This window comes from Phyllobacterium sp. 01N428, from assembly GCF_056399405.1.
Genome location: NZ_JBFTRH010000003.1, coordinates 25,793 through 51,470, shown reverse-complemented (window position 1 = coordinate 51,470; position 25,678 = coordinate 25,793). Strand labels below are relative to the sequence as shown.

Sequence of the window (25,678 nt, the reverse complement as noted above, 5' to 3'; positions counted from 1 at the left end):
ATAGACGGCATCTTGATAGAAATGCGCAAGGAATTGAGCATTTTGCTCAAGACCGTTACGCAAAGTGAGAGCTAAATGGACGACGTAGACCGCAAATTGCTGTCGCTGCTGCGCGATGATTGCCGCTTGCCTGTCTCGTCGATGGCGACCGTGCTCGGCATATCGCGCGCTACTGTACGCACGCGCATCGACAAGCTGACCACCGATGGAACGATTCAGGGCTTCACCGTCACGCTCAAGGCCGGCGCCGGCATTTACGGGGTGCGCGCCGTGGCGATGATCGAGGTAGCGGGACAGGGTGCCGAGAAGGTGATCCGCCGCCTGCAGGGCTTCCCGGAGATTCGCGCCTTGCACACAACGAACGGCCGGTGGGATATCGTCGCTGAAATCGAGGTGGAGACGCTGGAGGCATTCGACCGCACGCTTCGCGACATCCGTCATATTGACGGAATCACCTCGACAGAGACAAGTATTCTTTTATCGACCCGCAAGAGCGGATAATCTCAAAGGTTGAAGGGAGATCGGCGCTTGCACGTTCGTGAGATTCCATGGCTCGAACCTGTCGAAGCCGCTGAACGGCTGCGGCCGTTGGGGGGCTTGAGCTTTCTCGACAGTGCCATGCGCCATGACCAGTTGGGCCGCTATTCCTACGTGGCTGCCGATCCGTTCGCGAGATTGATCGTTGCCGGTGGCGAGGTCAGCTGGAACGGCGAAACGGTCGAGGGCGAGCCGCTCATGGCGATTGCAGACTACATCGGGCGATACCGGATGGAGGACCAGGCTGGGCTGCCGCCGTTTCAAGGCGGTGCGATCGGCTATTTCTCCTACGAGTTCGGCCGGCTGCTCGAACGCTTGCCTCAGCCCGGAACACCACCACAAGGCGCGATGCCGGACGCCGCCTGGCTCTTTTACGATGCCGTACTTGCCTTCGATCATGCGCAACAGCGGGTCTGGCTTGTTTCCTCGGGTTTTCCCGAAATGGACAGGCCGACGCAGGAGCGGCGAAGCCAGGAGCGCTCGGACCATTTTATCGAGGCGATCAGTCGTTCCGCTGCGCAGCCCTCCGTCGAGATGACGGCGCAGCGCATCGCAAGAACCTCATGGCGGTCCAATTTCGAACGGGCCGCCTATATGCAGGCAGTCGCCCGGGTCGTTGAGTACATACTCGACGGGGATATTTTCCAGGCCAACATCGCCCAGCGCTTCACCGCCGAGCTGCCGCAGGGTTTCGATCGTTGGCGTTTTTACAAGGCGCTGCGCAAGCGCAATGCCGCGACCTTCGCCGCCTATCTCGACCATGGCGAGATTGTCATTGCCTCGAGTTCGCCGGAGCGCTTCCTCGTCGCGCGTGGCGACCAGGTCGAGACGAGGCCGATCAAAGGGACAATGCCACGTTCGGCTGATCCGAATGAAGACAAGGCACTGGCGGAGACTCTTCTGAAGTCGGAGAAGGACCGGGCCGAGAATTTGATGATTGTCGACTTGATGCGCAACGACCTTTCCCGCGTTTGCCGGCCCCATTCGGTGCTGACGCCTGTGTTATGCGGCCTCGAAACCTATGCCAGCGTGCATCATCTCGTCTCGGTCGTGACCGGCCGGTTGCAGGAGGACAAGGGCCTTATAGACCTTGTTCGCGCCGCCTTTCCCGGCGGGTCGATCACCGGCGCTCCCAAGCTGAGGGCGATGGAGATTATCACCGAGATCGAAGGTGAAGCGCGCGGTGTCTATTGCGGCTCGATCGGTTTCATTGGCTTCAACGGCAATTTCGACACCAATATCGGCATCCGTACCGTCTTGTTCCAAAACGGCATGGCGGTATTTCAGGCGGGTGGCGGGATCACCGCCCTGTCGGACCCCGCATCCGAGTACCAGGAGACGCTGGACAAGGCAGCGCGCATCTTCACCGTGTTCGATGAGGGCGGGCCGGAATGATCCTCATTATCGACAATTACGACTCCTTCGTCTTTACCGTCGCGCGCTACTTCACCGAGCTTGGCGTCGAAACGCAGGTGGTGCGCAACGATGCGATTTCGGTTGCCGACGTCAAGCGCATGGACCCGGAGGCAATCGTCCTGTCGCCCGGCCCGTGCGGCCCACGGGAGGCGGGGCAATCCATGGCGATCATCGAGGCGTTGAGCGGTACCACGCCGATGCTCGGCATCTGCCTTGGCCACCAATGCATGGGCGAGGTCTTCGGTGGCCATGTGGTGCGGGCGCGCGAGCCCATGCACGGCCGCGCCTCGGCAATAAACCATGACGGTCGTGGCGTGTTCAAGGGGCTACCAAGCCCCTTCCGCGCCGGGCGTTATCATTCGCTGATCGTTCAGGACCTTCCGGCGAATGGCGACCTTCGCATTACGGCGCGCTCCGAGGCGGGTGAAATCATGGGCCTTGCCCATGCCACTCACCCGACATACGGCGTTCAATTTCATCCGGAGTCGGTACTCACGGAATATGGCCATGCCATGCTCGGAAACTTCCTGCGGCTGGTGCGCGCATTCAATAGAGACGACAGGACGACATAGGCCACGGAGGGCGACGCTATTTTCGCCTCTTTGTTCGATATTCCTGTTGGCCGTACCGGCAATCGTCCTTTACAACTGCAATCATTAAGCGTTGGCGATCGCCGACCGCATTCAACGGACAATCCGCATTTACAGGCAGGAGACAGACCATGCTGCGCAAGACCGATTTCTATATAGATGGCAAATGGATAGCTCCGACGGTCGCCAAAGAGCTGGAGGTTATCAACCCGGCCGATGAACAGGCTTTCGCCGTGATTTCGCTCGGCTCGGCCGCCGATGTCGACAAGGCCGTCACCGCTGCGCGCAAGGCATTCGCCAAGTGGAGCGTGACTAGCCGCGAAGAGCGCCTTGAATGGCTCCAGCGTCTTCTTGGCGCCTATCAGGAACGCATCGACGACATGGCCAAGGCCATTTCCGCCGAAATGGGCGCGCCGATCAAGATGGCGCTTGACGAGCAGGCGGCTTCCGGCACTGCGCACATCAAGGCCTTCATCCGTGCCTTGAAGAACTTCGAATTCGAGCGTCCGCTCGACGCCCACAACCCGTCGTCGCGCATCGTTTACGAGCCGATCGGCGTGTGCGGCCTCATCACGCCGTGGAACTGGCCGATGAACCAGGTTGTGCTCAAGGTTGTTCCAGCGCTTGCTGCCGGTTGCACGGTCATTCTCAAGCCGTCCGAACTCGCGCCGATTTCCTCGGTCATCTTCGCGGAAATCATCGATGCTTCGGGTCTTCCGGCCGGTGTATTCAACCTCGTCAACGGCGACGGCCCGACCGTCGGCGAGGCCATGTCGCGCCATCCCGGCATCGACATGATGTCGTTCACCGGATCGACGCGCGCTGGTGTCGCCGTCACCAAGGCGGCCGCTGATACGGTCAAGCGCGTTTCGCTCGAACTTGGCGGCAAATCTCCGAACATCGTCTTTGCCGATTCGGACGTCGAGGCCGCCGTGAAGCGTGGCGTGGCGCACGTGTTCAACAATACCGGGCAGTCCTGCAATGCGCCGACGCGCATGCTCGTCGAGCGTTCGGTCTACGACACGGCCACACAGGTTGCCGCCGAGACAGCCAAGGCCACCAAGGTTGGCGATCCGTCAGAGAATGGCGACCACATGGGGCCGCTCGTTTCCGAAATGCAGTTCAACAAGGTGCAGGGCCTGATCGAACAGGGCATCAAGGAAGGCGCGCGACTGATTGCAGGCGGTACGGGGCGTCCCGAGGGCTTCAACCGTGGCTACTACGTGCGCCCGACCGTCTTTGCCGACGTCAACAATGACATGACGATCGCGCGTGAGGAGATTTTCGGACCTGTACTCGCGATGATTCCGTTCGACACGGAAGAGGAGGCCGTCGAGATCGCCAACGATACGCCGTATGGCCTCGCTGCTTATATCCAGTCGGGTGATCCGGAACGAATCAAACGCGTGTCGAAGCGGCTGCGGGCAGGCATGGTCCGCATCAACGGCGCTTCCCATGCGGCCGATGCACCGTTCGGCGGCTACAAGCAGTCGGGAATTGGGCGCGAGGGCGGCCATTGGGGTCTTGAAGACTTCCTCGAAGTAAAGGCCATTAGTGGCTGGGAAGACACCGCGGCCTGAAAATAAGCGCAAAGCATGCCCGCTAGTTTCCTTTGGGCATGCTTTGCTCTAACTGACAATAGACGGCGTTGGTCGCCCGTCGCGTTTGACTTGTCAGAAAACGGGTGCGGACAGAATGGATGATCTAGAGACCCTACCGGAGGCCGCGTCCGACAATGATGAATCCGACATCTACGGCGATGACGGTGCGGTAAAGACATCCTATCTCGCCCGTGTCGGCGCTGCGATCGCCGATCGCGACGTCCTATTCCTGCGCTCGCATGTCGGCAAGCTACATCAATCCGAACTCGGCCACGTTCTCGAAGCGCTGCATTCGGAGCAGCGCGCCGCACTCGTCGAACTACTCGGTGACGAATTCGACTTCGCCTCGCTGACCGAGGTCGACGAAGCGGTCCGCATGGAGATCGTCGATGCCCTGCCCAACGAGCAGATCGCCGAGGCCGTCCAGGAACTCGACTCCGACGATGCCGTCTACATTCTCGAAGATCTCGACCAGGAAGATCGCGACGAGATTCTGGCGCAGCTTCCATTCACGGAACGCGTCAGGCTGCGCCGTTCGCTCGGCTATCCCGAGGAAACGGCCGGTCGCCGCATGCAGACCGAGTTCGTCGCCGTTCCGCCGTTCTGGACCGTTGGGCAGACGATCGACTACATGCGCGACAATGACGATTTGCCGGAATCCTTTTCGCAGGTCTTCGTCATAGATCCGATGTTCCGGCTGCTCGGCGCCATCGATCTTGACCGCATCCTGCGCACAAGGCGCGACGTCAAGGTCGAAGAGATCATGCACGAGACGCGCCATGCCATTCCGGCCACGATGGACCAGGAAGAGGCTGCGCAGATCTTCGAACAATATGACCTGCTTTCTGCGGCCGTCGTGGATGAGAATGAGCGCCTTGTCGGTGTTCTCACCATCGAGAACATTGTCGACGTTATCCAGGAGGAAGCGGAGGAGGATATCCTGCGCCTCGGCGGCGTCGGCGATGAAGAGCTTTCGGATTCCGTCGTATCGACATCGCGTTCGCGCGTGCCCTGGCTTGTCGTCAATCTTTTTACAGCAATCCTGTCGGCTTCCGTCATCGGGCTCTTCGATGCCACGATCCAGCAGATGGTCGCGCTCGCCGTGCTCATGCCGATCGTCGCGTCGATGGGCGGCAATGCCGGCACGCAGACGATGACCGTGACCGTGCGCGCTCTCGCGACGCGCGATATGGATATCTATAATGCCGGGCGTATCATCCGACGCGAGGCGTCGGTCGGGCTCATCAACGGCGTGGTCTTCGCCATTTTGATCGGACTTGTCGCGGGGTTCTGGTTCGGCCACGCCAATCTCGGCGGCATTATTGCGGCTGCCATGATCATCAATATGCTCGCCGCGGCACTTGGCGGAATACTGATTCCGCTGCTCCTGCACCGTTTCGGCGCGGACCCCGCCATTGCCTCTGCCGTGTTTGTTACGACCGTGACCGACGTTGTCGGATTTTCGTCATTCCTTGGCCTCGCCACCTGGTGGTTTGGCTTTAAGTAACAGCAACTTACCTGCTTTTGCACTTAAGTTCACAACCCTATACAATCGTCCAATTGACTTTTACGTAATTGCGTGGGCAAAACATTCAATCGATATAGTGGGGAACTAGCAATAGTGTCGGGTATGCGCGAATATTACTCCATCACCGAATTGACACGCGAGTTCGGCGTATCGACACGGACGCTGCGCTTCTACGAGGACGAGGGACTGATTCATCCGATCAGGCGCGGGCGCACGCGGCTTTTTCGACCGTCGGACCGGCATCTCCTTAAGCAGATCCTGCGCGGCAAAAGGCTCGGCTTCTCGATCGCGGAAATTCATGAAATCGTCCAGATGTACCGCGAACCCCCCGGAGAGATGGGGCAATTGCATCTGCTGATGAAGCGGGTCGAGGAAAAGCGCGGGGATCTGCGCCAGAAGCGCCGCGATATCGAGGAGACGCTAACCGAGCTCGACCAGGTCGAGGAGGCCTGCATCGAGCGTCTCGCTGAACTCGGTGTCAACACTTAACCACCTCATTGCGGCATGTTGAGCTGGGTGCACAGCCCGGCAATATCCTGCATCTCCGGATCGTTCTGATCCCGCCTTCCGGCGAACGCGTCGTCGAAAATATTGCGCGCCTTGCTTTCGTTGATGACGCAGGAGCAGAACTTTTCGCAAAACGCCGCGTCGTTGTCGATCGAGCAACTCTGCACGCAGGCATTGCCGAAGATTTCCTCGGGCGTTGCCACCGCCGGCGGGAACACATGCGAGATCAGGAACACGCAGCTGATCAGAACCGGTTGATGGATCAGATAGAATGCAAGGCTATGACGGCCAATAAATTGCAGCGCCCGGTTCAGCCAGGCCGGCGCGATATCACCGGCAAGCAGTTTCATAGCGCCCGTCTGCTGCATTACCTTGGCAAGCGCCATCCCGAAGAGCACCGCGCCGAACCACGGAAAAATCGGCACATAGTCATTGGAACGGATCAATACTTCCGAAAGCCCAAGCGGCCAGAACACGGGCGGATCGAACGCCGGCGAAACGAAGTAGAATGGCAATGCCACGACTGCCACCGCCGCAAGCGCGACGATGATCGCTGGAAGCCTCAGGAAAAGCAGTCCAAGTAGGCTCGCTGCAGCTATTTCATGCAGGATCCCGAAGAATACGAAGCTTTCGGGCGTCATGTACCAGGTGACGAGGGTGATCGCCGCTGCCGCCACGGCGACCTGCGCTAACCGCATGAGGAACGACCGCCATCTTATACCGCGCCCATGGGCAAGAACGAGGCTGAAGCCGACGAGCATCAGGAAAGTCGAGGCAATAATACGCGCGTAGAGCTTCCAGGCTCCCTGGCCGGTCGTGCCCGGTTCGAGATAACCGAAGAATTCGAAATCCCAGCCCGTGTGGTAAGTGGCCATGGCGATAAGCGCGATGCCGCGCAGCACGTCGAGCCTGCCAAGACGCGGCTTTGCGGGCGAAATCGAACTGAGGTTGTCGGTCATGCGGAGAATGCTCGTATGTGGTGTGCTATCCCGCGCACGCTATGCGACATGGCGGGCAAAATCCATTGCATTTCACATTGATCAATCAGGGGTTTTTATTACTTGTTTCAACGGTTTCCATGAAACGGACATAATATGTCGCTCCATCGACGGCCAATGACGGCGCAACGATTGAAACTCGCTGCAACAATCGAATCAATCCCTCCGAAGTCCCTCCGGTGATCAGCCAAGTCCGCTACCCTATCTGGATTACCACGGCCAAGCCTCCGACGGCGCGGGTCTTTGCGATCCTGTTCGGCGTTGAGTCGATGGCGCGTGCCATCATCACCAGCGTCGTGCCGATCCAGACCTATGACCTGATGCAGAGCGAGCGCGGCGTCAGTATTCTTTACACCTGCATGTCGCTGTTCGGATTGATCTCGACACTGTCGATCCCATTGCTGATCGTCCGTATCCCGCGCCGCTGGGTCTATACGGCCGGAGTGACATCACTGATCATCGGTTGCATGGCCTTTGCCTTCGACACCTTGCCGGGGCAGGCGGCGGGCCTGTTCCTGCGCACCTTCGGCGCGGGAACCCTGTCGATCACGCTCAGCCTCTACATCATGGACCATATCAAGAAGGGCGAACTCGTCCGCGCCGAGTCGGTGCGCATGGCGACGGCGACGATCGCCTGGACTGGCGGACCGTTTCTCGGTGTGTTCCTCTATACCCACGTGGGCATGGTTGCGCCGTTCGTGCTGTCGATCGGCTTCTCACTCGTGCTGCTGGCCTTGTTCTGGTACTTCCGGCTCAGCGACAACCCGGCGCTGCAAAGAGGGCCGAGCCGTCCTGCAAACCCCATTGCCAATGTGCGCCGCTTCGTCGTGCAGCCGCGCCTGCGTCTGGCGTGGCTTATCGCCTTCTCCCGCTCCTGCTATTGGAGCACGTTCTTCGTTTACGGGCCGATCCTCATGGTGGCGACGGGGCAGGGAACGCTGGCCGGCGGTCTTCTCGTCTCGCTCGGCAACCTCTTCCTGTTCGGCTCGATCCTCTGGGGCAAGGTCGGCATGTCCAAGGGCCTGATGCGGACAATTTCCGCGGTCTTCATGCTCCTCGCGGTCTCCCTGATCGGGGCAGGCCTCGCCGGTGAGAAATTCCCGATGATTGCCGCCATCATGCTGCTTGTCGGCGCGTTTTTCTGCGTCGCCATCGATACGCTCGGCTCAGCAACCTTCATCCGCGCCGTCCATCCGCATGAGCGCGCGCAGATGACCGCGGTCTACCGGACCTATCTCGATTTTTCCGAGATATTGCCGGCCTTCACCTATTCGATCATCCTGACGTTCTTCCACCTCGGCGCGATCTTCATCGCACTCGCCGGGCTCATGGTATTCACATCCTTCTTCGTTTGGCGCTACCTGCCGCGAAGCCTATAGCTCGCTCACGCTGTTGCGCATCAAGACGTCGCGCGCCGTCGAGAAGAATTGCCGCCGCAGCAGGACGATGGCGACGAATGTCGTGGTCGCCATGAACAAGAGCGGATGCAGGAACCATCCGAGATAGCCGATCGAAAAGAAGATGCCGCGCAGGCCGCTGTTGAAGTGCTGGCCGGCCTGAATATTGATACCCGCCGCGCGGTTGATGCTGGCAAGGACGAGCGGATCATCGGGGCCTTTGTCACGCGCCATGGGCACGCCGCCGATGAGTATCGAGCAGTAGTTGAACAGGCGATACGACCAGGCGAACTTGAAGAACGCATAGGCGAAAAGGACGAGAAGCCCGAGAATTTTGGTCTCGAACAATTGCTGGGTCGTCTCGTTGAGAAAAGGAATCTCGTGAAACAGCGTCAATACGCGGCCTGAAGAATTTAGCAGCCCGAAGCAGCCGCCGATCGCAAGGATCGATGTGGAGGCGAAAAAACCCGTGCCTTGCTGCAGGCCGATCATGATGCTGGTGTCGATCATGCGCAACTCGCGTGTCGCCATTGTCGCCATCCACTGGCGTCGCGCTTCGTTCATTTCGTAGGTGAGGGATTTCCTGCCACCAAAGCCCTTCGCGGTCGTATAGGAATAGACCATCCAGACAACGAAGAAATAGAAGAGCGCCACGGCGTCGAGCCAATAGGATGTGTTTTGGGCAGGTTCCATTTCGGTCCTCTGTGACGCGCGGCGGCAATCGCGAATGTACGGAAATTCCAGCGCTTGGCAAAGCGGCCGGACGGTATTTTTGGAACTGTCGCAAACCAGGCGATACGGCGTTTTTCTTTGACTTTTGCAACAGCGCGCCTATGTCGTAGAAACACAACGCAAGGTCGGAAGCTGGCTTTGACGTTTGCCGGCAACCGGCCATTATCAACGGAAGCGATCCAGCTCGGGGTAAGTAACCGCATGTTCCTGTCGGTTTTCGATCTTTATAAAATCGGCATTGGTCCTTCGAGCTCCCACACGATGGGTCCGATGACCGCGGGCGGGCAGTTTCTTGAAGAACTCAAGAGCGGCCAGTGGCCACGGCCGAGCGGCGTCAAGGTCGATCATTTGCGCGTTCACCTGCATGGCTCGCTGGCGTTTACCGGCGTCGGCCACGCGACCGACCGCGCCGTCATCCTCGGCCTCTGCGGCTACCTTCCGGCCACTGTCGATCCGGACGCAATGGATACGGTGCTTGAGACGGTGAGCCGTACAAAGCGCATCTCGCCCGAGGGGCATCCCTCCTACCGCTTCGACCCCGCGACCGACCTGATCATGGACCGGCGCACCCCGCTTCCCGGACACGCGAACGGCATGGCCTTCGAGGCGTATGACGCCGACGAGCGGCTGCTTCTGCGCCGTATCTTTTATTCGATCGGTGGCGGTTTCGTCGTCACCGAGGAAGAACTGGAAGCCGCGAAGACCCGCTCCGCGCCAAAGGCTGAAGCGGCCGTCCCGTTTCCGTTTATCAATGCCGCGCAGATGCTGAGCATGGCCAAGGCGAGCGGACTTTCGATCGCTGAAATGAAGCGGCAAAACGAAGAAACCTTCATGAGCCGCGAGGAACTCGATGCAGGTCTCGACCGCGTCTGGTCGGCCATGCGCTCATGCATCGATCGCGGGCTCGCGCAGGAGGGCATCATGCCCGGCGGCCTGAAGGTCAAGCGCCGGGCCCGCTATCTGCACGACCGGTTGCAGGAGGAATGGCGGCAGAACCGCATCAATCCGCTCCTCGCCAATGACTGGCTCTCGGTCTACGCCATGGCGGTAAATGAGGAAAACGCGGCTGGCGGCCGTGTCGTGACCGCGCCGACCAACGGCGCCGCCGGGGTGGTGCCCGCCGTACTGCGCTATTATCTCCATTTCCACGAGGATGCGGATGCCGATGGCATTCGCGACTTCCTGCTGACCTCTGCCGCCATTGGCGGTGTGATCAAGCACAACGCCTCGATCTCTGGCGCCGAAGTCGGCTGCCAGGGCGAGGTGGGTTCGGCATCCGCCATGGCCGCCGCAGGCCTTGCCGCCGTGCTCGGCGGCTCGCCGGAGCAGATCGAGAACGCCGCGGAGATTGCGCTGGAGCATCACCTTGGCATGACCTGCGATCCCGTGGCCGGGCTTGTGCAGGTGCCCTGTATCGAGCGCAATGCGCTTGGCGCGGTCAAGGCCGTTACCGCCGCTTCATTGGCCGTCAAGGGCGACGGTACGCATTTCGTGCCGCTCGACGCGTGCATCGAGACGATGCGCCAGACGGGCATGGACATGAACGAGCGCTACAAGGAAACCAGCCTCGGCGGGCTTGCCGTCAACGTCGTCGAGTGCTGACGCCTCTCCAGTTTCAGAATATCTATATTATGTCCGCAGCGCCTTGGCAGCGCGGCTGAAATCGTCCGCCCTCTGCAATAGGTGCGGATTTCTTGAAAACAGTTTCATCAAATCGGCTAAAGTCAGGTCTTGAAAAGGTTGTCATAGTCTTCGTCCCGCCCGGCGAGGAGGAAAAGCCGGGCATCAAAGGTATTGGGAGGACTTTACCTTGGAAGCAAACACAATCGGACGGCCGCTGGATCAGCGGCCAGAGGATCGAAACCTTGGACTCGGCGCCAATCTCGCCTATGGCCTGCAACATGTTCTAACGATGTATGGCGGCATTATTGCCGTGCCGCTGATCGTCGGCCAGGCCGCAGGCCTTGCGCCTGACCAGATCGGTCTCCTGATTGCCGCCTCGCTCTTTGCCGGCGGCCTGGCAACCATACTGCAAACGATGGGAATCCCCTTCTTCGGATGCCAGCTGCCGCTGGTGCAGGGCGTCTCGTTTTCGGGCGTTGCCACCATGGTCGCCATCGTCAGCGGCGGTGGCGGCATGGACGCGGTGCTCGGCGCCGTCATGGCGGCATCGCTGGTCGGCCTGCTGATCACACCCATATTCTCGCGCATCACGCGCTTCTTTCCGCCGCTCGTCACGGGTATCGTCATCACGACGATCGGCCTCACACTGATGCCGGTTGCCGTGCGCTGGGCCATGGGCGGCAATAGCAATTCCCCCGAGTTCGGCAGCGTCGGCAATATTCAGCTTGCTGCGGTAACGCTCGTCGTGGTTCTGCTGCTCAGCAAGCTCGGCAGCGCCACGATCTCGCGCCTCTCGATCCTGCTTGCCATCATCATCGGCACCGCCATAGCGCTCGCGCTGGGCATGACCGATTTCTCCAAAGTCGCTGAAGGCCCGATCGTCGCGATACCGACCCCCTTCCATTTCGGTTTTCCGACCTTTCATCTGGCGGCGATTATCTCGATGTTCATTGTCATCATGGTGACGCTGGTTGAAACCTCGGCCGATATTCTGGCGGTCGGTGAGATCATCGAAACCAAGGTCGACTCGAAGCGCCTCGGTGATGGCCTGCGGGCGGACATGCTCTCGAGCCTGATCGCGCCGATCTTTGGCTCGTTCACGCAGAGTGCCTTTGCCCAGAACGTCGGGCTTGTGGCAGTTACGGGCGTCAAGAGCCGCTATGTCGTGGCGACGGGCGGTCTGGTGCTCGTAACCCTCGGTCTCCTGCCGATCATGGGCCGGGTCGTGGCCGCCGTGCCGAGCGCGGTTCTTGGCGGGGCGGGGATCGTGCTCTTCGGTACTGTTGCCGCAAGCGGCATCCGTACCCTTTCCAAGGTCAACTACACCAACAATATGAACCTCATCATCGTAGCGACCTCGATTGGCTTCGGCATGATTCCGATTGCAGCGCCGAACTTCTACGATCACTTTCCGGCTTGGTTCGCGACAATCTTCCACTCGGGGATCAGTTCCGCCGCCCTGATGGCGATTGTGTTGAACCTGGTCTTCAATCACCTCACGGCGGGTAATTCGGACCAGCAGTCCGTATTCGTCGCCGGAACCGAGCGGACATTGCGCTACCAGGATATCGCGCAATTGCATGACGGCGATTACTTCCTCAACGGCAAGCTTTACGATGCCAACGGCGTGGAAGTGCCGGTCGTGGCTCCGGATAATCACTCGGCGCTGTCGAAGCGGCAGTTCGATCCGGCACCTGCGGCCGTAGCCGGAAGTAGTCACTGATTTCAAAGGGGCCGGGCGCAATGCCCGGCCACCGCCTTGTGAACCGTGGCCCTGTGGAGAAGCCGAGGCAATGGTTGACCTTGGCGGATGAAAGCGTAAATGCTTCTCACATGGCTCTCAATCTCGTCAAACTTTGCGTCGGCTGCAGTGCAATTGAAGAACTCGCGGCCTGGATCGATTTCCGCCTTGACGAGCGCCGGCAGGCGGGACTCTCGATCGAGCAGTTTCATACAACCCGGATGGTGCCCAAGCGCATCGACGAGCTTCTCGACGGCGGCTCGCTCTACTGGGTGATCAAGGGCAACATACAGTGCCGCCAGCGACTAACCGACATTCGGACATTCACGGACGACCAAGGCATTTCGCGTTGCCATCTGGTCCTCGAACCGCGCATCGTCCCAACTGAATGGCAGCCGCGCCGTGCGTTTCAGGGATGGCGGTATCTCTCCAGCGAAGATGTCCCCATGGATGAAGGACATGGCAAATCCGGCCGTGCGAAACTCCCGCCGGAACTGCGCAACGAACTCGCCTCGCTGGGCCTGCTCTAATTCTATTCTCGATCAGGAGAGACGCAGCCGAACCGGACTGACCCCGTTACGGCCGTCCGAGTGAATGCGCAGGCGCACCGGCGGCATCGCCGCGCGGCGGGTGCGCGCAGCCTGACAAAGCAGCACATTGACGAGGTCCATCGTCTTGAATGCCGCATTGCCGTGGCGAAGGTCGGCGATCCGCAAGGCAGCCTGCTGCAAGGCGTGCATGCCGAACAGTGATGATTTCGATTCCTTGGCAGTCAGGCCCGCCGGGTCATGTATTTCCGTGGTGCTGGACATTCGCAAAACCCTCTACACTGTACAATCTGGGTCTGTCGGGTTGATGCCTTACGATTGTGGTGCAATTGCAAAGCAGTTGAAATTCTGACGCTTCAGTGCGGCACAGGCATTGTTGGCCGCCTTGGCGTTGGTAATGCCGGCAAAGCGCGCACGATGATAAGTCTGCGCACCCTTCTGGAATTTTTCCGTATAGGGCGAGAGCGAGGCGATGGGACCGCCAACCTGGGCCGCGGCCTTGGCAAGCATTGCCTTGGCCTCCTCGGAGCTGCCGACCGAAGCAATCTGCACCATCCATCCGCCCGCCGACGGCGCGGAAGCGGTGGTCACTGGATCGACTTCGGAAACATCGCCTTCGCCGATCTCGGCCTTTGGCTGGGGCGCCGGAACCTGGAGAACGCGCGCTGCCACCGATGGAACCGGCTTCGGGTCTGCATAGGCCGTGACGACTTCAGCCGCTTGGGTGGTCGCCACCTCTTCGCGCCGTGCCGGCACTGGGACGGGCGCGGTATCGGGCAGATCGACAGCAGCGACTTCGACCTTGCTGTTGCGACGCGAGGCGATCAGGTTGCCGCCGTCTCGGCGTGAAGCGCTCGGAAGATACTTGTCGATGAGCTGCGCCATCTGCGCGTCGCGGGCGCCGCCGCTCGTGCCGCCCATGACGACGGCGACAAGCTTCTTGCCGTCGACATTGACGGAACTGACGAGGTTGAAACCCGAAGCGCGCGTGTAGCCCGTCTTGATTCCGTCGACACCACGTACTTTTCCGAGCAAGCGGTTGTGCCCAACAATGCGTCGCCCGTTGTAGGTGAAGCTGCGTGTGGAGAAATAGTCGTAATATTGGGGGAAATGCTCGCGCAGCGCGATGCCGAGGAGGGCGAGGTCGCGGGCGGAAGAGCGCTGCTGTGGATCAGGCAGGCCGTTCGCATTGCGGAACTGCGTGTTGCGCATGCCGAGCTGGCGCGCCTTGTTGGTCATCATCACAGCGAACCGCTGCTCGGATCCGCCGAGATACTCGCCGATGGCGGTTGCCGAGTCGTTGGCAGACTTGGTGATCAGCGACAGGATGGCGGCTTCGGCGCTGATTGTCTGGCCGGGGCGAAAGCCGACTTTCGTTGGCGGCTGGCCGGCGGCGTAAGCGGAAACCGGGATGGGTGTCGATTTGGAGACCTTGCCTGCCGCCATCGCATCGAACAGCATGTAGAGCGTCATCATCTTCGTCAGCGAGGCCGGGAAGCGCTGGGCGTCAGGGTTGGACGAATAAAGCGTCTTGCCGGTGTTGGCATCGACAACGATGGCTGCCGCCTTGGTTTCAGCCGACGCTGCCGAGGTGCCGGCAGCGCTGATGCCGGAGATCATCGAGAGAGCCAGAAATGCATGAGCCACTTTTTTGATTAGTTTATTTGTTTGGCGGGCCGGATGGAGCACAATCAACACCTGTTCGATATGCGGGTGGGTTCTCTTTGATCTGACGCATCAGATTGATTTCGTGAACTTTATCCGCATCAGCGTTACTAAAATGTTTATGGTAACCGCCGCGTTGACGATTTCCCCCGCCTTTATCGAAAAATTTACTCGAATGCTGCAGTGCAGCAAAAAATTGACTTTTTGTGCCTTGCACACTAAATGAAGCGCAACAATAACCCATTTAAGGATGCATCATGGCCACCCCGTTTGAAGCACTGAATGAATCCAGCAAGGAATTCATCAACAGCACGATGAAGAGCGTAAACGCGCTCAGCCAGGGTCTGCAGGCAATTGCAACCGAAGCTGCAGACTATTCGAAGCGTTCGTTCAACGACGGCTCGGTCCTGCTCGAAAAGCTCGCCTCGACGAAATCGGCAGAGCAGGCGTTCGCTGCACAGAGCCTGTTTTCGAAGAAGGCCTATGAGGGCTTCGTCTCGCAGGCTGCTAAGTTCGGTGAACTTTATGCCGATCTCGCGAAAGAGGCTTACCGCCCCTTCGAGTTGGCTGTCGCCAAGGTCGGCAAATAAACCTGAACTTGCTGCTGACACTGTTTAAAAGTCCGGTTGCCCACGCAACCGGACTTTTTTTGTTCCGCTGGGCCAAATGGCCCTTTGCAACGGCAACTTGATATTGCAAGCTTCAGGAGAGGGCTTAAAATCTGCTTGGTGCGACCTACATAGAATGCATGAAGCGACAAATAGCTATCAGGAATGCGGGTGTCTGAAGAGATGATGCGGTTATCACCCATTATGCAAGATGAAGAAAAGGGTGGCGGCAATGGTCCCGGACGTGGCACGGCTGTCATTACCCGGACTAAACCAAAGCTGAAAAAACCCAGCCTTTATCGCGTGTTGCTTCTCAATGACGATTACACTCCAATGGAGTTCGTCATCCATGTTCTGGAGCGTTTTTTCCAGAAGAACAGAGAGGATGCCACACGCATTATGCTCCATGTGCACAATCATGGAGTCGGAGAATGTGGTGTCTTTACCTATGAGGTCGCGGAGTCCAAGATGACCCAAGTCATGGACTATGCGCGGCAAAACCAACATCCGCTGCAATGCGTGATGGAGAAAAAGTGAGGTTTCATGCCATCTTTCTCACCTAGTCTCGAGCGGGCCCTCCATCAGGCGCTGACAATCGCGAACGAGCATCATCATGAATATGCAACGCTGGAGCATCTGCTCCTTGCGCTCATCGATGATCAGGACGCGAGTAGTGTCATGCGCGCCTGCAATGTCGACCTCGCTCAACTGACGCGTACGGTGACCGATTATGTCGATCATGAGCTCGACAACCTCGTGACGGGTTATGACGAGGATTCCAAGCCAACCGCTGCTTTTCAACGCGTCATCCAGCGTGCTGTCATCCATGTTCAGTCTTCTAACCGCGAGGAAGTGACCGGGGCAAACGTCCTGGTTGCGATCTTTGCTGAGCGCGAAAGCCATGCGGCGTTTTTCCTGCAGGAACAGCAGATGACGCGCTACGACGCGGTCAACTATATTTCGCACGGGATCTCGAAGCGCCCCGGCGCATCCGAGCCGCGCACGCCCCTTGGGACCGAAAGCAACAACGAAGAACATCACGCTTCGGAATCCGATGAGGGCACCAAGAAGAAGCAGGACGCCCTGACGGCCTACTGCAACAATCTCAACGAACGGGCAAAAGCTGGAAAGATCGATCCGCTGATCGGCCGCGACCAGGAAATCAGCCGTACGATCCAGATTTTGTGCCGCCGCTCAAAGAACAACCCGCTCTATGTGGGCGATCCGGGCGTGGGCAAGACGGCTATCGCCGAAGGTCTTGCCAAGCGCATCGTCGAAGGTAAGGTCCCGACCGTCCTCAAGGATGCGACGGTCTTTTCGCTCGACATGGGCACCTTGCTTGCCGGAACCCGCTATCGCGGTGATTTCGAGGAACGCCTCAAGCAGGTCATCAAGGAGCTCGAAGAGTATCCGGGCGCCATCCTGTTCATCGACGAAATCCACACGATCATCGGCGCCGGCGCTACGTCGGGCGGTGCAATGGATGCATCCAACCTGTTGAAGCCTGCGCTATCTTCGGGGGCGATTCGCTGCATAGGATCAACCACTTACAAGGAGTTCCGCCAGTTCTTCGAAAAGGATAGGGCGCTCGTTCGCCGCTTCCAGAAGATCGACGTCAACGAACCTTCGATCCCCGATGCGATCGAGATCATGAAAGGTCTGCGGCCGTATTTCGAGGATTTCCACAAGGTCAAGTACACTGTGGAGGCGATCAAGTCCGCCGTCGAACTTTCCGCGCGCTATATCAACGACCGTAAATTGCCGGACAAGGCGATCGACGTGATCGATGAGACGGGCGCAAGCCAGATGCTGCTGCCCGAATCGAAGCGCAAGAAGTCAATCGGCGTAAAGGAGATCGAAGCGACTATCGCGACGATGGCCCGCATTCCGCCGAAGTCCGTATCGAAGGACGATGAAGCGGTCCTCTCCAATCTCGAGGCTGAATTGAAGCGTGTCGTCTACGGCCAGGATCTGGCCATCGAAGCGCTGTCATCGTCGATCAAGCTTGCAAGGGCAGGCCTGCGCGAACCGGAAAAGCCGATTGGCTCCTACCTGTTTTCCGGCCCGACCGGCGTCGGCAAGACCGAAGTTGCCAAGCAGTTGGCGCATTCGCTCGGCGTCGAGCTCCTGCGGTTCGACATGTCGGAATATATGGAACGCCACACCGTATCCCGGTTGCTCGGCGCACCTCCCGGCTATGTCGGCTTCGACCAGGGCGGCCTTTTGACCGATGGCGTCGATCAGCATCCGCATTGCGTGCTGCTGCTTGATGAAATCGAGAAGGCCCATCCTGATCTGTTCAACATCCTGTTGCAGGTCATGGATCACGGCAAGCTGACCGACCACAACGGCAAGCAGATCGACTTCCGCAATGTGATTTTGATCATGACCACCAATGCCGGTGCCTCGGATATGGCGCGGGCTGCGATTGGTTTCGGGTCTTCGCGGCGTGAAGGCGACGACATGGAAGCGATCAATCGGCTGTTTACGCCGGAGTTCCGCAACCGTCTCGATGCGATCATTCCGTTTGGGCCGCTGCCGGTTCCGGTCATTCATCAGGTCGTGCAGAAGTTCGTCATCCAGCTTGAGGCGCAACTTGCCGATCGCGGCGTAACCTTCGATCTGCAGCAGGACGCAATCGCCTGGCTGGCCGAGAAGGGCTACGATGACCGTATGGGTGCGCGGCCGCTGGCGCGCGTCATCCAGGAGCACATCAAGAAGCCGCTCGCTGACGAGGTACTGTTCGGTAAGCTGAAGAAGGGTGGCACGGTTCGCGTCTCGGTTGCCGAGAAGCCCGATGGTTCGCGTGGGCTCGTCCTCGACTATGTCGCCGACGAAGTCGTGGTGAAGCCGAAGAAGGAAATTCCGGTCGAGAAGAAGCCTGTTGCAAAGCGCAAGCCGGCCCCGAAGAAGCCAGCGCTCGAAAAGGCCGGTGCCGGTCTCGCAACGAGCGAGCCGCACGTGGTGCGCAAGGCGTCGGTGCCAAAAGTGCCACGCAAGAAATGATGAAAAGGCCGCCTTTGGGCGGCCTTTTTCTTGCCCGCTGTGCTGCTTGCCTTTATCGCTGGACCCATGGCTGATTCCGCATTGCCCTCCCATCTGCCGGAACGAGAAGAAGATCCGGGGAGCCACCTCAAGTGGTTTCTCTCCGGCGCGGCGATGATACGCACCATCCCTGCACTGATCCTGATGACGGCGCATGTGGGATTTGCCGGCCTCGCCAGCCAGAGCGGGGTGACGGTTGGGGAAGCCATGTTCATGGTTGCGGCGATCTGGGCGCTGCCCGCCAATATCGTGCTCATCGGCGCAATCGGCGCGGGCTACTCGATCCTCGGCGCTGCGGTTGCGGTCGCGCTCTCCTCGATCAGATTTGTCCCCATGGTCGCCGCGTTCGTTCCCGAAATGCGCGGGCCGAAAACGCGCAAGATCGTGCTTCTTTTTCTCTCCCACTTCATCGCGGTAACCGCCTGGGTGCTGGGAATGGAGCATCTGCGCAATGTACCCGTCAAAATGCGCACGACCTATTTTGCCGGCCTTGGCATGACGCTGACCACAGCCAATACGCTCGTTGTCGGTCTTGTTTACTACCTTTCGACCGATTTTCCTCCGCTCGTATTCGCCGCGCTGTTTTTCCTCACGCCAATGTATTTTCTGGCCTCGCTCTGGGGTTCGGCGCGTGACCGTACGGTGCATGTCGCCATGGTTTCGGGTCTGCTGCTGTTTCCGCTGATCCACCATATCGCGCCCGCCTATGACCTGCTTCTTACGGGTCTTGCCGGCGGTGCGGCTACGATGGCCTACCTCCACTGGACAAAAGCGCGGGGCAGGGCGTCATGACCAGCATCTCCGCCTGGTGGTGGCCGTACCTCTTCATACTGCTCGCCGGCTGGCTTCCAACCGACGTATGGCGGTGGATCGGCGTACTTATCGGCGGAAGGGTTCGCGAGGACTCCGAAGCCCTCGTCATTGTGCGGGCGGTGGCAACCGCCCTTGTCGCAGGCGTTATCGCTCAACTGATCCTCTACCCGAGTGGTTCGCTTGCTGAATCGTCAGTGTTTTTGCGGATCGGCGCGGCGGCAGCAGGTTTCTTTGCCTATCTCAGCCTTGGCCGGCGTGTGATCATCGGCGTTATCGTTGCCGAGATTATCCTGATTGCCGGACTTGTCCTCGCGTAAGCGCAGCGTTGATTCAGCGATCCTTAATTGGACCGGATTAAGATCCCTAAAAAAGACAGGGGTGAGCGATGGTTCTCTATCCGGCCGAGAAAATTGTCGGTGGCATTATTGCTGTGCTGCTTATGATCAACATTGCACTTGCCAGCGCTAAGGGCGTCACCGTCGATTGGCTTGGCTATGCCGTTGGCGGCAGCATGGGGCTCGCCGCCATCGCGATCGGACAATTTTATCGGCTCTACCGCCACGATGAGAAAATCGCCGTTCCGACCACGGCAACGGGTTTCTACCTGCTCTTCTCGCTCGTCGGGTCGGTGTTCAATTATCTGCTGCTGCCGGTAGGCGAGAGTTACGACCGGGTGCTGATCGAGTGGGATCGCGCTTTTGGATTTTACTGGCCGGATTTCGTCCAGGCCGTCGTGGAAGTCCCCTACCTTCCGACTATATTGCGCGTGATATACGGCAGTTCGCTCATCCAGATCACTTGCGTCATTCTCCTTGTCGGCTTTTTTGGATCCAAGCGGTCGCTGCACCTCTTCCTGCTTACCGCCACCTTGTCGGCACTTTTGACCATTCTGGTGTGGCGCATTATTCCAAGTGCGGGACCCGCCGCATATTATCCGTTGCCGTCGGAGGTCGCTAACCGCTTGGGGGCGATTGCCGACCACGCATATGGTCTCGAACTTCTGCGGCTATATCGGGAAGGCGCAGCCTATATCTCGCCGAAGGACACGCTCGGCCTTATCGCATTTCCATCATTCCATACCGTGATGGCCTGTCTTTCCGTTTACTTCACGATGGACTTTCGTAAAATATTTCCAGTCATCGCGGTCATCAATATTTTGATGGTCCCTGCCATCATCGTTCATGGCGGACACAACATCGTCGATCTGTTTGGCGGCGTCGCGGTTTTCACCCTTGCGCTCCTTGCGGCGCGCACAATTCTTGGCCTTGGTCGGTCCGAAGTGAAGGCACCTCTCGCCGCGGAGTCTCATTAGAATTCCACCGGCTCCATAATCGGGTGCGTCAACTGCCCTGCGCCAGCGCCTGCCGAATCTTCTCTGCGTTTGCCGCGAGAACGCCCTGATCCTCCATCTGCCCCGTATGGGGTTTCAGGGGAATGCCTTCAAAGCGCGGAATGACGTGGAAGTGCAGGTGGAAAACCGTTTGACCGGAGGCCGGCTCATTGAACTGCATAACCGTGACGCCATCCGCGTCGAAGGCCTTTTTCACCGCCCGAACCAGTTTCTGGGTGGTCGCCACCACCGCAGTCAAAGGTTCGGATTCAACGTCGAGCAGGTTACGGCACGGAGCCTTGGTGATGGCCAGACAATGGCCTTTGCCCTGTGGCATGACATCCATGAATGCGTAGGTGTCCGCATCCTCGTACAACTTATGCGATGGAATTTCACCCCGCAGGATTTTGGCGAACACGTTGTTGTCGTCATAGGGCTCTGTCATCACGCACCTGTACCATTGGGGAACCGGCCGCGATGTTTGCCAAGGCGGGCGCGCTAGTCAAGCGGTTCAAGTAACGCCGGTCAGCGATCGGAGTTCTTGAAGGGGGCGTGCTCGCTCAGCGCCTCGTTGAGGAGCGCGACTTCACTGCGCTCATGGCGAAGGAAATCGCTCACCGCGCGCCGCAGCCCTTCATTGGCAAGGTAATGGACAGAGTGGGTGGTAACCGGCAGATAACCCCGGGCAAGCTTGTGCTCGCCCTGCGCGCCGGCCTCGACGACGCGGAGCTTGCGTTCGATGGCGAAGTCGATGGCCTGATGGTAGCAGACTTCGAAATGCAGGAAGCGATGGTCCTCGATGCAGCCCCAATGCCGGCCGAAAAGCCGGTCGGACCCGATGAAGTTGATAGCGCCGGCAATATATCTGCCCGCCCGTTTTGCCATCACCAGCATGATATCTTGCGGCATGCGCTCGCCGATCAAGGCGTAGAATTCGCGGTTGAGATAGGGGCGACCCCATTTGCGGCTGCCAGTATCCATATAGAACGCAAAGAAATCGTCCCAAACCTCATCGGTGATATCGTCGCCCGTCAAACGCTCGATGGTGATATCGTCGGAAACGGCCTCGCGGCGCTCCCGTTTCAATGCCTTGCGTTTGCGAGAGGCGAGCGTTTCAAGAAAAGCGTCGTAGCTTTCATAACCTTCGTTGAAGAAATGGAACTGCTGATCGGTGCGATGCAGGAAACCGGCTTCCGTGAAAGCGCCGAGATCGTCATCGTTGACGAAGGTCGAGTGAGCCGACGAAACACCCATCTGGTTGGCCAATTGGCGCAGGCCATTGGCGAGAGCAGTTCGCACCGCCGCCTGGTCCCAGTCCCGGTTCACCAGTAGCCGAGGACCGGTCACCGGCGTGAAGGGGACGCTCGCCTGCAGCTTCGGATAGTAACGACCACCGGCGCGTTCAAAAGCGTCGGCCCAGCCGTGGTCGAATACATATTCACCCTGACTGTGGCCCTTCAGATAGCACGGGATTGCACCGATCAGATTGCCGCTGTCGTCATCGAGGCGCAGGAATTGCGGCAGCCAGCCGGCCCGGCGGGCGACGCAACCCGAATCTTCGAGCGACGACAAGAAGGCATGCGAGAGAAACGGGTTGTATTCGGGCGCGGTCCGATCGGCGCCACTCAGCTTTGCCCATTCTTCGCGCGTAAATGCGCCAACGCCCTCGCAAGCGCGCAAGGTAAAATCGCCTCGATGAGAATCATGCATCGTTGGATTGGTTCCTGGCTTAGCCTAAGCTTACGGGCCGGCGACGCGCCGACCCGTGCAACCGCTTAAGCTAAAGCTAGGCATTTCATCCTGCGATGCAAGGGGCAGGGCGCATCCTATGCGGCGTGCGGGTCGAAACCCTCGAAGGTGATCTGATCGACAAAGGCATCGCTCGTCGCCTTGTCCGCGAGGCTCCTTGCCGTCCAGGAAATCACCGGCAGTCCGAGCTTGCCGCGAACGAACTTGACGAAGCGATTGTCGAGATGGTGGACGTTGTAGGACACGAAATCGATTTCGTGAGCGAGCATGGAAAAATGCGCCTCAAGATCGGCCTCGCGCAGTCCTTCAGCAGTCAGGCCGGCCGGTATGCGGGGCGCATCCGTGCCGAAAAGCCGGATCAGATGATGGTCGAACGACATGATCGCCGCTTTTCCCGCATAGCCGGCAAGGTCACCTGCGACCGCCTTGACGAGGCCGTCGTCTCGGCCAGGAATGCCCTTGAGTTCGATGACGATCGGAACCCGCCCGTCGATCAACTCCAGCGCTTCAACGAGCGTCGGAACATGATCGTCCGTGCCGCCGACCCGCATGGCCCTCGCCGCCTCGACCGTCACTTCGTCGATATTGCCTTGTCGGCCGATGAGCCGATCCAGCGTTCCGTCGTGAAAGACGATGGCCTCGCCGTCGGCCGAAAGGTGCACGTCGCATTCGATGGCGTAACCCGCGCTCGCGGCCGCTTCGAATGCGGAGAGCGTATTCTCCCAGCGGGTTTTGTTGAGATCATGCAAACCGCGATGGGCGATCGGCACATCCTTGAGCCAGTCAGCCGATGTCATGATCAGCGGACCTCGATGATGGCTTCGACTTCAACGGGCGCGTTCAAGGGCAGGGCGGCTGTCCCCACCGCCGAGCGGGCATGGCGGCCTGCATCGCCAAGGACGGCAACCAGCAGATCCGAGGCGCCGTTGGCGACGAGGTGCTGTTCGGTGAAATTCGGCGTCGAAGCCACGAACACGGTGATTTTCACGATGCGCGCGATCTTATCGAGATCACCCAGCGCGGCTTTGGCCTGCGCGAGAATATTGATGGCGCAAGCCCTTGCGGCTTCCTGGCCCTCGGCGACGGCGAGCTGCGCGCCAAGAAGGCCGGTGTGGATGAGTTTGCCGCCCGAGAGCGGCAATTGTCCGGAGGTCAGCAGCAGTTTTCCTGTCTGTGCGAAGGGCACGTAGTTTGCAGCGGGCGCCGCGGCGACCGGCAATTCTATGCCGAGTTCCTTCAGGCGGGATTCGATGGTGCTGGTCATGATATCTTCGTCCTTATCAAGCGGAATCGTAATGAATGTGACGCAAGGTGCGATTTTTGCCTCGCTTCCGCCAAGAGTTTTTTTAATATGCGCGTTCTAATATGGAGAATCTTGTCTATGCGCGTCTTGTCCGCTCTCGTTTTCAGCCTCGGTGCCCTTGGTCTGACCCACTCAACCATGGCTTTGGCTGCCGGAACGGCGACGCTTGTTCCACATCGCGCCATCTATGACCTGAAACTCGACAGTGCCCAGGATAGCAGCGGCATTACCGGACTGACCGGCCGTATGGTCTATGAGTTCAACGGTTCGGATTGCGAAGGCTATACCACGAACTTTCGTTTTGTGACCCGCGTCGACATGGAAGAGCAGCCGCAGCGCGTTACCGACCAGCAGACGACGACCTACGAATCCGGCGACGGCGGCAAGTTCCGCTTCGTCAACAAGACATTCGTTGATCAGAGCCTGACCAAGGAGGTGCGCGGCAACGCTGCTCTCCTGAAAGACAAGACGGAAATTTCGCTGACCAAACCCGAGGCGCTCAAGCAGGATCTGGAATTGTCGCAGTTCCCGACCCGGCACATGCAGGAACTGATCGAAAAGGCGCTTGCCGGCGAAGTCTTCTACCAGACGAAGCTCTTCGACGGTTCCGAGGATGCCAACAAGGTGATGGCAACGACGGTCGTGATCGGCAAATCCTCGCTCTCGGATGGCGAGGACGAGACCAAGCACATGGGCCCTCTTGCCAAGGAAAACACCTGGCCGGTCTCGATCGCCTATTTCGACGAAAGTGAAAAAGCTGAGGGTCTGCCGAGCTACCGTATCAACTTCAAGATGTACCGGAACGGCGTAACCCGTGATCTGAAAATGGATTATGGCGATTTCTCCATGACCGGAAAGCTGGTCAATCTGCAGCTTTTCGACACGCCAAAGTGCAAGAAATAGTCATGCTTGCCGCATAAGATCGCCTGATGTGATGGCTTTTATCGCCGACGCACTTGCGTTTGCCGCAATTATCGACTAACAGCCGCAGCATTCCACACACGGGATTTGGGTTGATATCGGGAGAAATCCGATATGGCCTCCGGTGGCGGGTCTCCCGCCTCTTTCCTGTGGAGGTTAAACCGGAAAAGGAAAATAAAGATGGCATTGCCTGATTTCAGCATGCGTCAGCTCCTTGAAGCTGGCGTTCACTTCGGCCACCAGACACATCGCTGGAACCCGAAAATGGCACCATACATTTATGGTGACCGCAACAATATTCACATTCTCGATCTCGCCCAGACCGTTCCGCTGCTGCATACGGCCCTGAAGAAGGTTTCCGACACGGTAGCCCGTGGCGGCCGCGTTCTCTTCGTAGGCACCAAGCGTCAGGCTTCGGACATCATTGCCGACGCCGCGACCCGCTCGGCCCAGTATTACGTCAACGCACGCTGGCTCGGCGGCATGATGACCAACTGGAAGACGATCTCGAACTCGATCCAGCGTCTGCGCAAGCTCGACGAACTTCTCGCTGGCGACGCCCAGGGCTTCACCAAGAAGGAGCGCCTAAACCTCGATCGCGAGCGCGAGAAGCTCAACCGCGCCCTCGGCGGTATCAAGAACATGGGTTCGACCCCGGACCTCATCTTCATCATCGATACCAACAAGGAAGCCATCGCGATCCAGGAAGCCAAGCGTCTTGGTATTCCAGTCGTTGCCGTGATCGATTCCAATTGCGATCCGGACCAGATCGACTTCCCGATCCCGGGCAATGACGACGCATCCCGCGCGATCTCGCTTTATTGCGACCTCATCGCCAAGGCTGCGCTCGACGGTATCGCCCGTCAGCAGGGTTCCCTCGGTGTCGATCTTGGCGCTCAGGAAGAGGCTCCGGCCGAACCGGCTCTTGAGGCCGCTCCTGTACAGGAAGGTGAAGCCTCCGCTTGAGGCTTCATACACCCGTCTTATCGGGTGATTAAAAATGATTCGATTGGCGCATGACGCGCC

Annotated in this window: 25 protein-coding genes and 1 pseudogene; 18 read left to right on the top strand and 8 right to left on the bottom strand. The window is 59.0% G+C overall.

Annotation, left to right across the window (positions count from 1 at the left end; genetic code table 11):
- Window positions 1–75: 75 nt before the first annotated feature.
- The 6 genes from AC1DNI_RS10295 to AC1DNI_RS10270 all read left to right on the top strand — a co-directional run bounded on the left by AC1DNI_RS10295 (window position 76) and on the right by AC1DNI_RS10270 (window position 6,161).
- Window positions 76–501: an Lrp/AsnC family transcriptional regulator gene (locus AC1DNI_RS10295; protein ID WP_027232580.1), complete on the top strand. Its 426-nt coding sequence runs from the start codon at window positions 76–78 to the stop codon at window positions 499–501.
- A 27-nt stretch (window positions 502–528) separates the two neighbouring features.
- Complete coding sequence (pabB, locus tag AC1DNI_RS10290; protein ID WP_477691823.1) at window positions 529–1,932, top strand: aminodeoxychorismate synthase component I; 1,404 nt, start codon at window positions 529–531, stop codon at window positions 1,930–1,932.
- Complete coding sequence (locus tag AC1DNI_RS10285) at window positions 1,929–2,525, top strand: anthranilate synthase component II (RefSeq protein ID WP_477691822.1); 597 nt, start codon at window positions 1,929–1,931, stop codon at window positions 2,523–2,525. Before pabB ends, AC1DNI_RS10285 begins: the two co-directional genes overlap by 4 nt.
- Window positions 2,526–2,674: 149 nt before the next feature.
- Complete coding sequence (locus AC1DNI_RS10280; protein ID WP_477691821.1) at window positions 2,675–4,123, top strand: aldehyde dehydrogenase family protein; 1,449 nt, start codon at window positions 2,675–2,677, stop codon at window positions 4,121–4,123.
- Between the two features lie 115 nt (window positions 4,124–4,238).
- Complete coding sequence (gene mgtE / locus AC1DNI_RS10275; RefSeq protein WP_153667529.1) at window positions 4,239–5,651, top strand: magnesium transporter; 1,413 nt, start codon at window positions 4,239–4,241, stop codon at window positions 5,649–5,651.
- Between the two features lie 123 nt (window positions 5,652–5,774).
- Window positions 5,775–6,161, top strand: coding sequence for a MerR family transcriptional regulator (locus tag AC1DNI_RS10270; protein ID WP_027232585.1), 387 nt, complete (start codon window positions 5,775–5,777; stop codon window positions 6,159–6,161).
- A gap of 5 nt (window positions 6,162–6,166) precedes the next feature.
- On the opposite strand, the gene AC1DNI_RS10265 is transcribed toward AC1DNI_RS10270, so the two are convergent.
- Window positions 6,167–7,138 (bottom strand): heparan-alpha-glucosaminide N-acetyltransferase, encoded by a 972-nt coding sequence (locus AC1DNI_RS10265; protein ID WP_477691820.1) that lies wholly within the window; start codon window positions 7,136–7,138, stop codon window positions 6,167–6,169.
- Window positions 7,139–7,356: 218 nt separating this feature from the next.
- Between AC1DNI_RS10265 and AC1DNI_RS10260 the strand changes: the two genes are divergently transcribed.
- Complete coding sequence (locus AC1DNI_RS10260) at window positions 7,357–8,556, top strand: MFS transporter (RefSeq protein ID WP_477691819.1); 1,200 nt, start codon at window positions 7,357–7,359, stop codon at window positions 8,554–8,556.
- Here the strand turns inward: AC1DNI_RS10260 and AC1DNI_RS10255 are convergent.
- A complete protein-coding gene (locus tag AC1DNI_RS10255) occupies window positions 8,551–9,267 on the bottom strand; it encodes a DUF599 domain-containing protein (RefSeq protein ID WP_477691818.1) in 717 nt (238 codons plus the stop codon). The two genes, AC1DNI_RS10260 and AC1DNI_RS10255, sit on opposite strands and share 6 nt — an antisense overlap.
- Window positions 9,268–9,507: 240 nt before the next feature.
- On the opposite strand from AC1DNI_RS10255, the gene AC1DNI_RS10250 reads away from it, so the two are divergent.
- From AC1DNI_RS10250 to AC1DNI_RS10240, 3 genes and pseudogenes are all read left to right on the top strand, one after another.
- A complete protein-coding gene (locus AC1DNI_RS10250) occupies window positions 9,508–10,908 on the top strand; it encodes an L-serine ammonia-lyase (protein WP_477691978.1) in 1,401 nt (466 codons plus the stop codon).
- A 208-nt stretch (window positions 10,909–11,116) separates the two neighbouring features.
- Window positions 11,117–12,589 (top strand): annotated as a pseudogene (locus AC1DNI_RS10245) (nucleobase:cation symporter-2 family protein); the annotation flags it as partial.
- A 173-nt stretch (window positions 12,590–12,762) separates the two neighbouring features.
- Window positions 12,763–13,200, top strand: coding sequence for a DUF1489 family protein (locus AC1DNI_RS10240; RefSeq protein ID WP_477691817.1), 438 nt, complete (start codon window positions 12,763–12,765; stop codon window positions 13,198–13,200).
- A 12-nt stretch (window positions 13,201–13,212) separates the two neighbouring features.
- On the opposite strand, the gene AC1DNI_RS10235 is transcribed toward AC1DNI_RS10240, so the two are convergent.
- Together AC1DNI_RS10235 and AC1DNI_RS10230 are read right to left on the bottom strand one after the other, a co-directional pair.
- Window positions 13,213–13,482 carry a hypothetical protein gene (locus tag AC1DNI_RS10235; RefSeq protein ID WP_051615159.1) on the bottom strand — a complete coding sequence of 90 codons (270 nt, stop codon included), beginning with the start codon at window positions 13,480–13,482 and terminating at the stop codon, window positions 13,213–13,215.
- 48 nt (window positions 13,483–13,530) lie between these two features.
- Window positions 13,531–14,838, bottom strand: a complete 1,308-nt coding sequence (locus AC1DNI_RS10230) for a D-alanyl-D-alanine carboxypeptidase family protein (RefSeq protein WP_091922687.1) — start codon at window positions 14,836–14,838, stop codon at window positions 13,531–13,533.
- 302 nt (window positions 14,839–15,140) lie between these two features.
- On the opposite strand from AC1DNI_RS10230, the gene AC1DNI_RS10225 reads away from it, so the two are divergent.
- The 6 genes from AC1DNI_RS10225 to AC1DNI_RS10200 all read left to right on the top strand — a co-directional run bounded on the left by AC1DNI_RS10225 (window position 15,141) and on the right by AC1DNI_RS10200 (window position 20,661).
- Window positions 15,141–15,473: a phasin family protein gene (locus AC1DNI_RS10225; protein ID WP_091949502.1), complete on the top strand. Its 333-nt coding sequence runs from the start codon at window positions 15,141–15,143 to the stop codon at window positions 15,471–15,473.
- A gap of 201 nt (window positions 15,474–15,674) precedes the next feature.
- Window positions 15,675–16,028: an ATP-dependent Clp protease adapter ClpS gene (gene clpS / locus AC1DNI_RS10220; RefSeq protein WP_081815938.1), complete on the top strand. Its 354-nt coding sequence runs from the start codon at window positions 15,675–15,677 to the stop codon at window positions 16,026–16,028.
- 6 nt (window positions 16,029–16,034) lie between these two features.
- Window positions 16,035–18,497 (top strand): ATP-dependent Clp protease ATP-binding subunit ClpA, encoded by a 2,463-nt coding sequence (gene clpA, locus AC1DNI_RS10215; protein ID WP_477691816.1) that lies wholly within the window; start codon window positions 16,035–16,037, stop codon window positions 18,495–18,497.
- A 66-nt stretch (window positions 18,498–18,563) separates the two neighbouring features.
- Window positions 18,564–19,328, top strand: coding sequence for an AzlC family ABC transporter permease (locus AC1DNI_RS10210; protein ID WP_477691815.1), 765 nt, complete (start codon window positions 18,564–18,566; stop codon window positions 19,326–19,328).
- Window positions 19,325–19,666, top strand: a complete 342-nt coding sequence (locus AC1DNI_RS10205) for an AzlD domain-containing protein (protein ID WP_477691814.1) — start codon at window positions 19,325–19,327, stop codon at window positions 19,664–19,666. The genes AC1DNI_RS10210 and AC1DNI_RS10205 overlap by 4 nt, the downstream gene beginning before the upstream one ends.
- A 68-nt stretch (window positions 19,667–19,734) precedes the next feature.
- Window positions 19,735–20,661, top strand: coding sequence for a phosphatase PAP2 family protein (locus tag AC1DNI_RS10200; RefSeq protein WP_477691813.1), 927 nt, complete (start codon window positions 19,735–19,737; stop codon window positions 20,659–20,661).
- Window positions 20,662–20,689: 28 nt separating this feature from the next.
- On the opposite strand, the gene AC1DNI_RS10195 is transcribed toward AC1DNI_RS10200, so the two are convergent.
- The 4 genes from AC1DNI_RS10195 to AC1DNI_RS10180 all read right to left on the bottom strand — a co-directional run bounded on the left by AC1DNI_RS10195 (window position 20,690) and on the right by AC1DNI_RS10180 (window position 23,692).
- Window positions 20,690–21,124: an HIT family protein gene (locus AC1DNI_RS10195; protein ID WP_477691812.1), complete on the bottom strand. Its 435-nt coding sequence runs from the start codon at window positions 21,122–21,124 to the stop codon at window positions 20,690–20,692.
- 80 nt (window positions 21,125–21,204) lie between these two features.
- Entirely contained in the window at window positions 21,205–22,389 is a 1,185-nt protein-coding gene (locus tag AC1DNI_RS10190) for a GNAT family N-acetyltransferase (RefSeq protein WP_477691811.1), read from the bottom strand.
- A 116-nt stretch (window positions 22,390–22,505) separates the two neighbouring features.
- Complete coding sequence (locus tag AC1DNI_RS10185; RefSeq protein WP_477691810.1) at window positions 22,506–23,225, bottom strand: glycerophosphodiester phosphodiesterase; 720 nt, start codon at window positions 23,223–23,225, stop codon at window positions 22,506–22,508.
- A 2-nt stretch (window positions 23,226–23,227) separates the two neighbouring features.
- Window positions 23,228–23,692, bottom strand: coding sequence for a RidA family protein (locus tag AC1DNI_RS10180; RefSeq protein WP_477691809.1), 465 nt, complete (start codon window positions 23,690–23,692; stop codon window positions 23,228–23,230).
- Between the two features lie 177 nt (window positions 23,693–23,869).
- Between AC1DNI_RS10180 and AC1DNI_RS10175 the strand changes: the two genes are divergently transcribed.
- Both AC1DNI_RS10175 and rpsB read left to right on the top strand, forming a co-directional pair.
- Window positions 23,870–24,634, top strand: coding sequence for a cell envelope integrity EipB family protein (locus tag AC1DNI_RS10175; RefSeq protein ID WP_477691977.1), 765 nt, complete (start codon window positions 23,870–23,872; stop codon window positions 24,632–24,634).
- A gap of 198 nt (window positions 24,635–24,832) precedes the next feature.
- On the top strand, window positions 24,833–25,618 hold the full coding sequence (gene rpsB / locus AC1DNI_RS10170) for a 30S ribosomal protein S2 (RefSeq protein ID WP_027232603.1): 786 nt from the start codon (window positions 24,833–24,835) through the stop codon (window positions 25,616–25,618).
- The last annotated feature ends 60 nt before the right edge of the window (window positions 25,619–25,678 follow it).